General features: G+C 58.1%; 10 protein-coding genes. 6 read left to right on the forward strand and 4 right to left on the reverse strand.

What is annotated here, in order from left to right; all coding sequences use genetic code 11:
• The first annotated feature begins 44 nt into the window (after window positions 1-44).
• The 3 genes from DQ393_RS16905 (at window position 45) to DQ393_RS16915 (ending at window position 4,879) form a co-directional block, all read left to right on the forward strand.
• Window positions 45-905, forward strand: a complete 861-nt coding sequence (locus DQ393_RS16905; protein ID WP_112342908.1) for a cytochrome b/b6 domain-containing protein — start codon at window positions 45-47, stop codon at window positions 903-905.
• The gene (locus DQ393_RS16910) at window positions 902-1,678 is read left to right on the forward strand and encodes a molybdopterin-dependent oxidoreductase (protein WP_112342909.1); all 777 of its coding nucleotides are present in this window, start codon (window positions 902-904) and stop codon (window positions 1,676-1,678) included. Before DQ393_RS16905 ends, DQ393_RS16910 begins: the two co-directional genes overlap by 4 nt.
• A gap of 354 nt (window positions 1,679-2,032) precedes the next feature.
• Complete coding sequence (locus tag DQ393_RS16915) at window positions 2,033-4,879, forward strand: ATP-binding protein (RefSeq protein WP_181592376.1); 2,847 nt, start codon at window positions 2,033-2,035, stop codon at window positions 4,877-4,879.
• A 252-nt stretch (window positions 4,880-5,131) separates the two neighbouring features.
• Here the strand turns inward: DQ393_RS16915 and DQ393_RS16920 are convergent, their stop codons facing one another.
• The 3 genes from DQ393_RS16920 to DQ393_RS16930 form a co-directional block, all read right to left on the reverse strand.
• Entirely contained in the window at window positions 5,132-6,367 is a 1,236-nt protein-coding gene (locus tag DQ393_RS16920; RefSeq protein WP_181592377.1) for an MFS transporter, read from the reverse strand.
• A 351-nt stretch (window positions 6,368-6,718) separates the two neighbouring features.
• Window positions 6,719-7,393 (reverse strand): type 1 glutamine amidotransferase domain-containing protein, encoded by a 675-nt coding sequence (locus tag DQ393_RS16925; protein ID WP_112342912.1) that lies wholly within the window; start codon window positions 7,391-7,393, stop codon window positions 6,719-6,721.
• A 99-nt stretch (window positions 7,394-7,492) separates the two neighbouring features.
• Window positions 7,493-8,467 (reverse strand): alpha/beta fold hydrolase, encoded by a 975-nt coding sequence (locus tag DQ393_RS16930; RefSeq protein ID WP_112342913.1) that lies wholly within the window; start codon window positions 8,465-8,467, stop codon window positions 7,493-7,495.
• Window positions 8,468-9,078: 611 nt separating this feature from the next.
• Here DQ393_RS16930 and DQ393_RS16935 point away from each other — a divergent pair.
• From DQ393_RS16935 to DQ393_RS16945, 3 genes are all read left to right on the forward strand, one after another.
• The gene (locus DQ393_RS16935; protein ID WP_112342914.1) at window positions 9,079-10,545 is read left to right on the forward strand and encodes a mechanosensitive ion channel domain-containing protein; all 1,467 of its coding nucleotides are present in this window, start codon (window positions 9,079-9,081) and stop codon (window positions 10,543-10,545) included.
• A gap of 224 nt (window positions 10,546-10,769) precedes the next feature.
• Window positions 10,770-11,519 carry an alpha/beta fold hydrolase gene (locus DQ393_RS16940; protein WP_069610652.1) on the forward strand — a complete coding sequence of 250 codons (750 nt, stop codon included), beginning with the start codon at window positions 10,770-10,772 and terminating at the stop codon, window positions 11,517-11,519.
• A 24-nt stretch (window positions 11,520-11,543) separates the two neighbouring features.
• Window positions 11,544-12,458: an alpha/beta fold hydrolase gene (locus DQ393_RS16945; RefSeq protein ID WP_112342915.1), complete on the forward strand. Its 915-nt coding sequence runs from the start codon at window positions 11,544-11,546 to the stop codon at window positions 12,456-12,458.
• Window positions 12,459-13,016: 558 nt separating this feature from the next.
• On the opposite strand, the gene DQ393_RS16950 is transcribed toward DQ393_RS16945, so the two are convergent.
• Window positions 13,017-13,535 carry a Dps family protein gene (locus DQ393_RS16950; RefSeq protein WP_112342916.1) on the reverse strand — a complete coding sequence of 173 codons (519 nt, stop codon included), beginning with the start codon at window positions 13,533-13,535 and terminating at the stop codon, window positions 13,017-13,019.
• Between the last annotated feature and the right edge of the window lie 141 nt (window positions 13,536-13,676).

Genomic DNA, 13,676 nt, shown 5'->3' on the forward strand with positions numbered 1-13,676 from the left:
GATTTCGTACACCGCCGTCCGGCGGCACGTCAGGAGAATTGTCCATGACAAGCATCGAGCAGATCGGCACCGCGCCGCCACCGCCCCCAGCCAAGATCTTCATTCGCCGTCATTCGGCTCTTACGCGGATAACGCACTGGATCAATGTGCTGTGTCTGACCTTGCTGCTGATGAGTGGCATGCAGATCTTCAATGCAGATCCACAATTGCATTGGGGAAATTACGGCGCAGTTGAAGATCCGTCATGGTTCGAAATCGCCAGCAATCAGGATGGCGACAACATCACGGGAATAGTGCGTATCGGCCGTCTCTCGATCACCACAACCGGCATACTCGGTGCTTCCACGGCCGACGGCGAAATGATGCCGCGCGCATTCCCGGCCTGGGCGACGATACCCAGCTACCAGGATCTTGCAACTGGCCGGCGCTGGCATTTCTTCTTTGCCTGGCTGTTCGTCATCAATGGGCTCGTTTACATGGCCTATGGTCTGATCGGCGGTCATTTCCGCCGCGATCTCGCACCGACGGCTCGAGATATCGCGCCAAGAAATATATGGCATGAAATCAAGGACCACGCCCGGCTGCGCTTCCCGCAGGGCGAAAAGGCGCGGCGCTACAATGCGTTGCAGAAGCTGACCTATCTCATCGTAATTTTCGTCCTGCTGCCGCTGATGATCGGTTCGGGATTGACCATGTCACCCGCGATAGACGCCGGTTACCCCTTCCTGCTCGATATTTTTGGTGGTCGCCAATCGGCCCGCTCCATTCATTTCATCACCGCCTGGAGCCTGGTGGCCTTCGTCGTCGTGCATATCGCGATGGTCATTCTCTCCGGCCTTTGGAACAACATGCGTTCGATGGTGACCGGCCGCTACGCGATCATCAACGAGGAGACCGACCGATGAGCTCCATCTTCACCCGCCGCCGTTTTCTCATCGGCTCGGCCGCCAGCCTGGGCGCCGTAGGCCTGACCGGCTGCGATGACATTTCTCAGAGCCATCACGTCCAGAAGGTACTCGCTCTGGCTGAGCGGCTGACCATGGGCACACAGCGGCTCATCGTCTCTCCGCAAACGCTTGCCCGAGAATATACCGACGCGGACATTTCACCGAGCTTTCATCCGAATGGATCAACTCAGCCCAACAGCGCTGAATATATCCAGATGGTCGAAACCCAATTTGCCGAGTGGCGGCTCAAGATCGACGGCATGGTCAATAGGCCGATGGAATTTTCGTTGGCCGATCTGAAGAAGCTGCCTTCTCGCACCCAGATCACCCGCCACGACTGTGTCGAAGGCTGGAGCGCCATCGGTAAATGGCAGGGCGTTCCTCTCGGGTTAATCCTGCAGACTGCCGGATTGAAGCCCGGTGCTCGCTACGCCGTCTTCTATTGCGCAGATGAACTGGAACAAACACTCGATGGCAGCGGCCGCTACTACGAGAGTATTGACCTGATCGACGCCTTTCATCCGCAGTCGATCCTCGCCTATTCGCTTAACGGGAAGGATCTGGAAGTCGAACACGGCGCCCCCTTGCGCCTGCGAGTCGAGCGTCATCTTGGCTACAAACATGCCAAATACGTCATGCGCATCGAAATCCGTGATCGGTTTGATGATCTCTGGGGCGGTAACGGCGGGTTCTGGGAGGATCGTGGCTACGAATGGTATGCCGGCATCTGAGATGTCGTGCCAGACGTCACTGATTGGCCGCAGCGACCACAGACGAGATCAGTGGCATAGGCGTAAGGTGCGGTTTTGATACCGCGTCTCCTTCCCATTGCAAGAAACCTTTTCCGTCATGAAGGCTCGACATGCGTGGCAAACACACGCATAGGTGACGTTTGCGCAAAATGCAGCTAGATTCGCTCATACGTGCCAAGCTTTAGATTTGAGCCTTGGATACGCTCGGCCGAATGAAGTTCGGCGCAAATCAGAACAGCACGTTCATGGCGGAGTCATTTGAGGTGCATGGAACCGGACGGCAAAACATATTGCTTTGGTGATTATCGGTTCATTCCGGACCGGCAACTGCTGATGCTTGGGGACAAGCCGGTACGCGTGGGAAGCCGGGCTCTCGATTTGCTCCACAAGCTCATCAGTCACTCGGGGGAGGTCGTCGGCAAGAACGAGCTTATGAGCTTCGCTTGGCCGGACATCTTTGTTCATGAGAGCAACCTGAAAGTCAACATCGCCGCGCTGCGCCGTGCCCTATCAAGGGACGCTTCAGGCCTGTCGTACATCGCCACCGTGACGGGGCGCGGCTACCGCTTCGTTGCGCCCGTGCGCACCTACGGTGGAGACCGGAGGCAACACTCCTTCGATCCGGTGAAGGCTTCCACCCGTGAATTGCCTCGCCTGCCGCATCTCGTCGGTCGCGACGACATCGTTGCGGAGCTCGGTGCGAGGCTTCCGAAAAGACGCCTGTTAACGGTTGTCGGACAGGCGGGGGTTGGAAAGACGACTGTTGCCGTCGCCGTGGCAAAAAGCCTCCTGGACCACTATCGGGAGGGTGTTTGTTTCGTGGATCTTGCCGTCATCGGCGATCCTCAGCTTGTCGACGTGACGATAGCGGCCGCGCTCGGAATCGGCGGCAAATGGTCAAATACGCTTGCCGGAATCGTCGAGGCATTGCAGGGGCACGAAATGCTGCTCGTGCTCGACAACTGCGAGCATGTTCTCAGCACCGCTTCGGCGATCGCGGAACACCTTACGCTCGCCCTTCCCGGTCTTCATATTATCGCCACGAGCCGCGAGCCGCTTCGATCGCGGTCGGAGAGCGTCTATCGCTTGTCTCCGCTGGCATATCCAGATGAGCGCAGCGGAAAAGACCGGACCGCGGCCCTAACCTTCCCCGCCGTGCAGCTCTTTGTTCAACGCGCAAACGAGGCCTACGGGTACCAACTTGATGACGCCAGCGCACCCGTGGTGGCGGCCATCTGCCGACGTCTTGACGGAATTGCGCTTGCAATCGAACTTGCCGCATCGCAGCTTCCGGTTTTGAAACCGACAACGCTGCTCATTCTTCTCGAACACAGTTTCGAGCCACTTGTCGCCAGTTCCGCCGGTACTCCGCCACGGCACCAGACCTTGCTCGCGACCTTGGACTGGAGCTATCAGCTTCTATCCAAGGACGAAGCCCAGCTTCTGCGTCTTCTGTCGGTTTTCTCAGCAAGCTTTTCTTTCTCCGATGTCATCGGAGTCGCGGGTGACCTCGGCCGAAGCATAGAGGACATCGTGATTTGCACGGAAAGCCTCGCGGCCAAATCGCTCTTGTCGGCCGCGCACGACGCCGAGGGGCTACGCTATCGCCTGCTCGATAGCACCCGGAGTTTCGCCGCCGAGCGGCTGGACAGGAGTGGAGAAGCTGCCCACGTCCGATCGAGCCACGCGCGGTATCTTCTCCGACTGTTCGAGCAAGCCGAGGCGGAGTGGCTTTGGAGACCGAGGAGCGATTGGACCGCTCGCTACGCACAGCGAACGAACGATTTGCGCGAGGCGATCAACTGGGCTCTCGGCGACGGCGCACACCCAGAGGTCGGCGTACGCCTCACCGCGGCCGCAATCCCGCTGTGGGACGAATTGTCAACCGTCGCCGAAAGCCGGCGACGTGTCGAGCGGGCGCTGCAATGTGCGGATGCCCTGTCGCGCTGCGACGCCGCTGTCAACATGAAACTCATCGCGTCTTATGCGTCAGGCCTCAATTTCTCGGATCATTTCGGTCCCGAAGCCGACGCGGCGTGGATGGAGGCCAACAGGCTGGCGCGGGAGATCGGGAATGTCGATTATCAGCTTCGCACCTTGTGGGGTTACGGCATATTGCAAACTTTCACCGGGCGGCATCGGCAGGCGATCGCGACGCTTGAAGAGTTCGCCCAACTGGCCGGCCGAGAGGATGAACGGCTGGCTGTCGCGGAGGGAGAACGGGTCAGGTTGACGGCCCTCTTCTATTGCGGCGATGTCCGGCGTGCGCATAATGACCTGAAGCGGCTTGCACGCGATCACGCAACCACCGCGAAGCGCTCCGGCGTCGCCCGCTTCCAGATGGACCGGTTCGTGTCGATCCGCGTGGCCCTGGCGATGACGGCCTGGGTAGCGGGAGATCGCAGCGAGGCGACGGCGGCACTAAAGGATGCTCTCGACCACAGTCTCGCGCTCGACCATGTGGTCTCTCATTCCAACGCTCTGGCGCAGGCGGCCCTACCGATCGCCCTGTGGTCAGGGGAGACGAGGATCGCGCGCCTACATGTCGACGCGCTTGCACGCAATCTTGCTCTACGTGAGATCGCGATCTGGAACCCAGTCTGTCGCTTCTACGATGGCGCCGTTGCGAGCATGGACGGCGACCCCGAAGGGGTTGACGCCATGCACCTCGCCATCGAGCAGCTCATCACCAACAACTTCCTCGTTCGGGTGCCGTTCTATCTCACCACCCTCGCCGAAGCCGCGTTGCGCAGCGGACGCATCGCGCTTGCCCGTGACAGCCTTGGCGCCGCCTTCGACCGCGCCGACCGGCAAGGCGAGCACTGGTCCCGGCCGGAACTGCTGCGCGTGCGCGGAATGCTGCAGCGATTGGATGGCGATTTGTCCGGTGCCTCTGACACCCTGCTGCTCGCCGCAGAGACGGCAAGGGAAAGCGGTGCGCTCTTCTTCCGGCTTCGGGCGTCGACGGCACTAGCGGAGCTATGGGCGGAAGCCGATCGGCATGCGGCGGCGGCCGAGTTGCTGTCGCCCGTCTGCGCCCAGTTCGATGACGTGTTGCCCTGCGTGAGCGTGATGAAGGCGCGTCAACTTCTCGAAGCCTGCCGGCAAAACCCTCGGGGCACCAGAGCGTCGGACATTCAGATTGAACCGTTTGGGATTCCTGTCGATGGCATTTCGTGATCCGCTTCGTTCGGCGGTGATTTGCGATGACCAAAGCCTATTCACTTGATCCTGCGGGAGCGCATTGCCCGCTTTATTGACAATGGTCAGTCACGACATGCGGCGGCTACCCATTTTAGCGCTGCATTGGATCGCGGACCGAAGTCGGCCATCTGAGGAACTTCGCAGACGATATCGTGGCGACAGCGGGTCGGCTGGTTGACAACCTAAAAACGGAACTGAGCCACAACGATCGGGATCGGCCCGGCGGCGCTACGCGAATCTCTGGATTTTCCTGATAGGATAAGGCCCCAGAAAGAGAACCGTTGTTGCGCCACCGATAAGCAACAGCGCACAGGCTTTCAGGATACCTGTATAGGTGCCCGTACGGTCGAATACGTAGCCAAACAGGCTTGGCCCCACGAAGGCGCCCACCACGAATATTCCGTATAGTATTGCGTAGATGGTGGCGTAGCTGCGCATCCCGAGATAGCGGGAAACCAGATAAGCCATTAGGTCGAATTCCACTCCTGAAACGAGGCCGAGCAATAAAACGGCGATGCAAGCCATGAAGAAGTTTGCATCGTCCAGCGAAAGGATAAAGCAGGCGACCGCGCCGAGCGCCAATATGACCATGCCGACCGCAGGCGCCCAGAATCTGTCGACCAGAACGCCGCCAAGAAGCCGACCGGCTACGGCCGCTATTCCGACAAGCGAGGCGAGCTGGACGATCTCACCTGGCGACAGGCGCAACGAACGAAGTATGTTTTCGATATTGGGAAGCGGCGCCGCGACGGCGAACGACATCGGGATGAAAACGACGGCCAGAAGCCAGAAGGAGCGCGAGCGAAAGGCCTCGCGTACGGTCATGCCTTCCGAAGCATTCACTCGCACTGGTCCCGCATCAACGTTCCTGGCGCGCAATCCGGCGAAGCCCCAAAGAACCATCGGACACGCTATGAGTATCGGCATTGCGCCGACTAGGACGATTGCGACACGCCAACCGCCGGTCTCGATCAATAATTGAGCGAGCGGCTTCACCACAAAGGCAAATAAACCGGGGCCGGACAAGGTGAGGCCAAGGGCAAGGCCCCGCCGCTCCTCAAACGCACTGTTGATCACCCGTGTGAAAACGACCGGCGTCGCCCCCAGGCCGAAGATCGCAATAGCCAGCCACGAGAGATAATATTGTCCGACCGAGCCGTTCGATGCCGCGAGCGTCATATAGCTCAAGCCCAGGCACGGCAGAGAGGCCGATGCCACCAGGCGCGCTCCGAACTTGTCGATCAGCATCGCGAAAAATGGCCCAATAATAAGAACTGAAGCGGCGAGCAGCGACAGACCGCCAAAAATTGTTGCGAACGACCAGCCGAATTCTCTCGCGAAAATCGGCGCGAAAACGCCGATTGTGTAGAACGGAATGGCAGGCAGGCCGAAAGCCGTTCCAAGAAGGCCGGCCAAAACGATCCGCCAGCCGTTCCTAAACTCGGAAAAGTCCGTTTCTTTCACCAAAGACTTCCCTTCATCGAAACCAAGAGTTCGGCAACCATGATGCGCAACGTATCTCCGTCAGCAGCTTATGCAAGAGGTTACGGGTGCCGCTGCGAGGCAACGGTTGCCGAGCCGGCGTGAAACGGCAATTGCCGAAGCAAGAGGTCGTGGCATCGAGCGCCTTAGCCCTTGCAACATCCCCTGTGCTGCGACCGTAAAAGACGATGAGTCCGCAGCGCTCGCTCCGACGGTAAGCGGCCCTTTGAATGAGTTTCGGCTCCACGAGAAGCCTCCACCAGGCCCCCCTACGGCGGCTCGGGAAAATCCGTGACGCCCGAGCTCGGACAGGGGCGAAAGCTAGCGTTTCGATCACCCCTGCTTTTTGAGGGCCGCAAGCAACTCCTGCGCCAGGGGGCCAGCTGAAGCCGGATTCTGGCCGGTGATGAGGCGACCATCGACGACGACATGGGGCTCCCAGTTCGCCGCAGAGGAATAGACAGCTCCCTCACCCGTCAGGGCATCCTCAAGCTCAAACGGTACATCTTCGCGGGCGTAGTCGTATTCTTCTTTTTTCGAGAAGCCCGTAACCTTTTTGCCGCGTACGAACGGTGCCCCGTCGCCAAGATCAACGCCAAGCAGGGAGCACGGTCCATGGCAGACCGCGCTGACAATCTTATTCGTCGTCCAGGCGCGCACGATCGAACTCTGGACCTGAGGATTGCGCTGAATGTCGACCATCGGCCCCAGGCCTCCTGGAATGAGGATCGCGTCATAATCCGCGGCATCCACTTCGGACAGCCGCCGACTGCGGTTCAGTCGGCGGAAAGCCTTGCTCTCGCGAAACTCTTTCTGCGCGGCGTCTTTCTCGTCATAGGCGTCAAACGGAGTCCATCCGCCAGCCGGTGACGCGAACTCGACGGCGACGCCCGCCTTGTCGAGGACGTCGAACGGGTGGGCGACTTCCGCGAAGAAGAACCCAGTGGGGCGATTGTGCGGACCGATCACCGCTGCGTTAGAGACGATGAATAGGACGTGCTTTGTCATTGTCTTCTCCTTGTTGATAGTTGAGTATGCGGGATCTTGATCGTCGGCAGACGCCATACGCGAGCTTAAAGCGACAGGACCGGCTCGTCTGGGCCTCATCTATGGTTTGGCTAATTCACGATCCAGAAAGCCGCGAATTAGCGGAACCATTTCATCCAACTTGTCTTCGAGCGCGAAGTGTCCGCTATCGAGCAAGTGGATTTCGGCTTTTGGCAGATCCCGAAGATAGGCATGCGCTCCTTCCTCGGAAAAGACTTTATCATTCTTTCCCCAGACGATTAGCGTCGGCGGCTGATAGTCGCGGAAGTATTTCTGAAATGCCGGATAGAGCGGGAGATTGGTGCGGTGGTCATAGAAGAGATCCATTTGGATATCTTTGTTACCGGGCCGGTCCAGCAGCGCTTGGTCCTGAACCCAATTGTCTGGACTTATGCGGCTGACGTCCGACATCCCGTCGATATATAGGAACTTGGTCGCCTCGAGAGTCACCAGGCCGGACAGCGCGTCCCGGTGTGCACTTGATCCGTCTGCCCAGTAGGCCTTGATGGGATCCCAGGCACCTCGCAGGCCCTCATCATAGGCGTTTCCATTTTGAATAATCAACGCGGTGACGCGATCGGGATGCTTCAGTGCAAGCCTGTAACCGACAGGTGCGCCGTAGTCCATCACGTACATCGCGTAACTCTTGACGCCGATACTGGACAGCAGTTCGTCGACGATGTCGGCATACGGGCCGAAGCCGTATTTGAAATCCTTGTGATCCGGAGCGTCGGATTGCCCAAAGCCGGGATAATCGGGGGCGATAACGTGATATCGATCCGCCAGTTGGGGAATGAGATTTCGGAACATGTGTGAAGAGCTCGGGAACCCGTGAAGCAGGAGCACGACGGGGGCGTCCGCCGGTCCGGCCTCCCGGTAGAAAATGTTCAAGCCCTGCATTTTGGCTGACCGGTAGTGCACGGTGACGATGGGAGCGTGCATCTCTGGGGCCCGCTGCGCGGCGGCATCCGCAGCCCGAGCAATAGGTGGCGCTGAGATGATAGCGAGCAGCAAAGCCAAGACAAAAGAGCGCATGCACGTTCTTCCTTCTTACGATCGTAAAGTGCTTTATTAATCGTTGGATATTGCCTGACCGCAGAACCGCGAACGAGTTAATCCTCGTAAATCCCAGGGAAACGAGTATCGTTCGCGCTGGATTGAGTGCTGGTTCAGCGAGGATGCTCAAGCGCGGCAAGCGGATTGCAACAATCGAACCGCAGTCCCCTAATCGACGAGTTACAGGCTGTTAGAACTGAAGTACGGCTCGACCGATGATTTCACCCGCCCTTGAAAGCTCGAGTTGCTCATTGATCTGCTCGAGCGTCTCTTCCAGCATCGGTAAAACTCCCGCATCTTGAGGCTCAGTGACCATAAAGCGATACCGGCTGTAAGCGATATGGCAGGCCGGGATGTGGCAGACCGGGATGTGGAGGCTGCACGATACCAGCGCGGGCCGAGAGCGGGTGCTAAAGGTCGTCAAATAGCGAAAAAGTTTCAACGCCGACACTTGCGAGGTGGGCAGGTTTTACGAGGTTTCACATGATTTCACCTGCTTGCCACTCAAAGGTATCGTATCGCTTTGATATCTTGCGAACAGCCGCGACGTCGGAGCACGGCAGCCATTCAAGTTCCGCCGGGAGTTATGAATGCCATCCGTACTCACCGATATCTGGATACAGTTCGGCGTGCTGTTTGCGGCCCGAGGCGCCGCACATATTGTGTTCCCTGCACCTGGGACTCGCCGCCTGATCATCGATTGCGTCTTCTTCGCTGCGTTGACCACGTTGTTGCTGTGGAACAACATTCCGCCATACTCGATCGAAGGCGTCGATCCTGGGGTTACGCTGCGTCTCGTGCGTGGTGTTCTCAAGACCGTCTGGTGGCTCGCGGGCGCAATGGTGCTGGCCAATTGCGCCCGGGTATTTCTGATACTCGAACACAAGCCCCGCGAAGGAAGACTTCTTCAGGATCTCGTTGTCGCGATTATCTATGTTAGTGCTGCGTTATGCATCATCGCCTATGTTTTCAGCCTGCCGGTCGGGACAATCATAGCGACGTCGGGAGTATTCGCCATCGTGCTTGGCCTTGCTCTTCAAAGCACGTTGAACGACGTGTTCTCCGGTATAGCTCTCAATCTCAACCGGCTCCTTTCCGTGGGTGATTGGGTTGTTCTGGACCATGATGTCCAGGGAAAAGTCGTAGAGACGAATTGGAGATCCACGCAGTTCCTCAACAAAACCGGTGATCTGGTGGTTGTCCCGAACAGCATGCTGGCGAAGAGCCGCATTACGAACCTGAGCGTTCCCGACATGTCGCACGGAGCGAGTCTAACGGTAAAAATGCAGGCAAACTCGCAACCGAGCCTCATCGAGAGCACGATGCAACAGGTCCTCCTCAGCAGTAGCGAAATCCTGAGAACACCGAGCCCATCTGTTTCGATATTAGGGCTGAGCCGGGATTGCATCGAGGTGGAGCTGTCGTTCCGCGTCCCCACTCTTCTGTCCGTCACGAAGGCGAAAAACGAGATCTTCGACTTGGTCTATCGCCATACGATGGCTGCGGGATTTGCCCTCGCTTCAGACCCTCCAGGAGAGCACCCGGAGAGCGCTGACGGTCCACCCAACATTGTGAGGCGCCTCGTAAACATGGCTCCGATTTTTGCCAATCTCTCTGATGACGAGAGGAATGCATTGGTCGCCGCGGCGGAGCGCCTGATGATGAAGCAGGGTGCGGTTATTGCGAAGAAGGGCTCGACCACGACGTCCCTGATGATCTTGGCGCGCGGAGTGGCGATCGTTGAAGACGGCAGTGAAGAAGGCAGGATCGAGTTCGCCCGTCTCGCGCCTGGCGACCTTCTCGGAGAGCGTGGCGTTCTCCTCGGTGGTAAGGAAGTCGCTGATACGAAGTGTCTCACGGACGTTATCCTCTATCAGATAAGCAAGGCGAAGATTGCCGACCTGCTTCGAGAACGCCCGACTATCGCAGAGGACCTCGCAGCCCTTCTCTCGGTGCGGACCAAGGCCGAGGAAGCGTTGCACCAAGCCGGACTTAATCACGCTTCAAAGACAGTACCTGACTTGAGGATGCGAATTCTACGACTCTTCCATCTCTAGCATTTCGCGAGCTTTTTCAGGAATTAACGCGAAATCCGAGGTGCCGTGTTCTAGCCTGGGTGCAATGGAAGCGTCCCGCACGGGAGGCTCCCAGAGTACGCGGCGGGCCAATGCGGCCAATCCCTCACTCCGCGCATCTCATTTGGACACGGATCGGGCCTACCGGAAAAGCTCGACAATCGATCAACTCTCAAGCTCGCCTACTCGGCAACAAGGAGACTGACATGATGAAGATATTGCCACTCGCCGCAGTTCTGATTTCAAATTTGGCATCGACCGCGGTGTTGGCTGCGGATGCGCCAGCCAAAACCGTCGTCCTCGTGCACGGAGCCTTCGCCGACGGCACCTCGTGGCAGAAGGTTATCCCACACCTGGAAAAGGCCGGCCTCAAGGTGATAGCCGTCCAGAACCCTCTCGACTCGCTGGACAATGATGTCAGCGCCGCCAAGCGCGCCATCAAGAACGCCGAGGGGCCGGTGGTTCTTGTCGGGCATTCCTGGGCGGGCGTCGTCATAACGGAAGCCGGGGCAGATCCCAAGGTGAAGTCTCTGGTCTATGTGGCAGCCTATGCGCCCGACAAGGGGCAGTCGTTGGAGGACATCACGTCAAAATACCCCGTGCTGGAAAGCCGTAAGGAGTACATGAAGGATGACGACGGCTTCCTGAGAATCAGCGACCAGGGAATCAAGAAGTACTTCGCCGCCGATCTCGATCCTGAATCAAAGGCTGTCGTCGCTGCAACGCAAGGCCCCTTTCACATCAGGTGCCTGAGCGCGAAGGTCACTGCAGCCGCCTGGCGTGAAAAGCCGACCTTTATGGTGGTAGCAACCAAGGACCAGATCATTCCGCCGCAACTGGAAAAGGATCAGGTGAAGGCTGCCAATGCGAAGGCGATCGAGATACCTTCCAGCCACGTCGCGATGCTGTCGCATCCCAAGGAGGTGTCGGATTTGATCATCGAGGCAGCAAAGTAGAATGCAATTGGAGAAGGCGCGGCAATGACATCGAGCTACCATGAAATCGCCCATCGCCGGCTCGCCGTCGGCGACATGGAGATCTTCTATCGGGAAACCCACCCGAAAGATGTAGCATCGCCTTCCCCTCCCATCTTATTGCTGCACGGGTTCCCGTCGACCTCCCACCAATACAGAGCGCTCATGGAGCGAATTGGCGGAAACGTCCGAATGATCGCCCCCGATTACCCGGGGTTCGGTCAAAGCACGGCTTCCGTCAGCAAGAACGACGGAGGGACGTTCGAATACACGTTCGAAAACCTCTCACGCGCCATCGAAGCGTTCATAGATGATCTGGGTCTTACCCGCGTAATCCTCTACATCTTCGACTTTGGGGTCCCCGTAGGCATGAGGATCGCTTCCAGAAGACCCGAACTCATAGCCGGCCTGATCATCCAAAACGGAAATTGCTACGACGCCGGGTTGTCGGAAGCAGCAAGGAGGCTGATGTCCGCTCGTCCAGATGACGCCGCGGTCACCGCAGAACTGGAAGGCCTCCTGACCGCCGAGGGAGTACGCTTCCAGTACTTGACCGGGGCGTCGCGACCGGAACGCATAGCGCCGGATAACTACGAACTGGACTTCCATTATATCGAGCAGGCCGGCCGTAAACAGCCGCAACTCGATTTGCTTTTCGACTACAGGAGCAACCTGCCGCTTTACCCGCAATGGCAGGAATGGCTGAGAGCCAACGTGCCGCCTGCGCTGATCGTCTGGGGTAAGAACGACCCATTCTTTACTCCCGCAGGAGCGCAGGCGTACCTAGAAGATCTCCCTCGCGCCCATCTACAATTCCTCGATACCGGACACTTCGCGCTGGAGGAATGCCTCCCTCAGGTCGCGTCACTGATCGATCATTTTCTGGCCGGTTTCAACACTCGTAGCGCCCACCATACGTGAAGGTGAGCGTGCGATATCCGCGAACACAGACGCCATGCAGAAAGCTGTTGCCTTGGTATCCGACGGCAGACTGAAGTTCCAGTCGATCGCGGCATGCAAAGTCTCAGGGCGATCGGGTGCATCCGGTCCGGCGCTTCCTATGCGAAAATCGAGAAACCAATCGGGCGTAGCTAGCACTGTGGCCGGAGTCGTTTGCTCCAAGTTTGCTGCAGCCAGATCGAGAACAAGGGAGGCCGTCCGGACACGCTCGACGGAATCCGAACGGGTTCCCGGCTTGCGAGAAGCAGCTTGCACTGGCTTTTTTCAGTGCGGAACTTCGAACAAAATATGTCCGGCGTGCGGATAACTAAATCTATACCCCGGCTCAATTTTGTACGTTCTACGGTTGAGGTAACATCATCTCCGTCGCCCTCCTCCTAAGGCAATCGAAGACCAAGGCTTGGTGGTCCCCCTTCCCACCGCAGCCTAAGATCGCGGTCCAGGAGAGCCGCCCCTCTCGCCGGGGGCGGCTCGCCTTCTAGTTTATCGACACGGATTTCGGCCGCCTTTCTCGAGGCGCTACAGATCGAGACGCGTTGCCTCGAACAGGAACCACACTCTGCGTTCCGCCTCGTCGATCCAGTTCTCGGTGAGGCTCGTGGTCGCATGGTCGTTATACGAAGAGGTCAACTCATGTAGCTGACGTAAGATACCGGCAAGCTGCTTGTTGTCATCACGAAGCTCGGACAACATGTCCTGCGGCGTCACGAAATCCGCGTCGTTGTCGAGAATGCGTTGCAGTCGCGAGATATGACCGACCGATTTCAGCGTAGGCCCGCCGACCTTTCGTGCACGCTCGGCGATATCGTCCGTCATCGCGAAAATCTCGGCACCTTGCTCATCAAGCATCAGATGATAATCGCGAAAATGCGGTCCGGACAAATGCCAGTGGAAGTTCTTGGTCTTGAGGTAGAGTGCGAAGACATCCGCTAGCAGAGCCGTAAGCGCTGCCGCAATATCACGCGTGGCTTCCTCCCCCAAGTCTGTTGGCGTGGAGAGTGGCAGGCTGCGGTGTTGATGCGCTACTTTTTTGTCCATGGCGTTTTCCTTTGAGAGGGAGGAGGGTCAACAGAGCCAGCGCAAGCTTACCGGCTGGAGCGTCCGCAGAGAAATTCTCGATGGTTTAAGTACACGTATTCTCGAGTACAATTGCAGGCATGAAGCAACATCGGCAAATTC

Origin of the sequence: Martinezella tropici, assembly GCF_003287875.1 — a bacterium.
GTDB lineage: Bacteria > Pseudomonadota > Alphaproteobacteria > Rhizobiales > Rhizobiaceae > Rhizobium > Rhizobium tropici_C.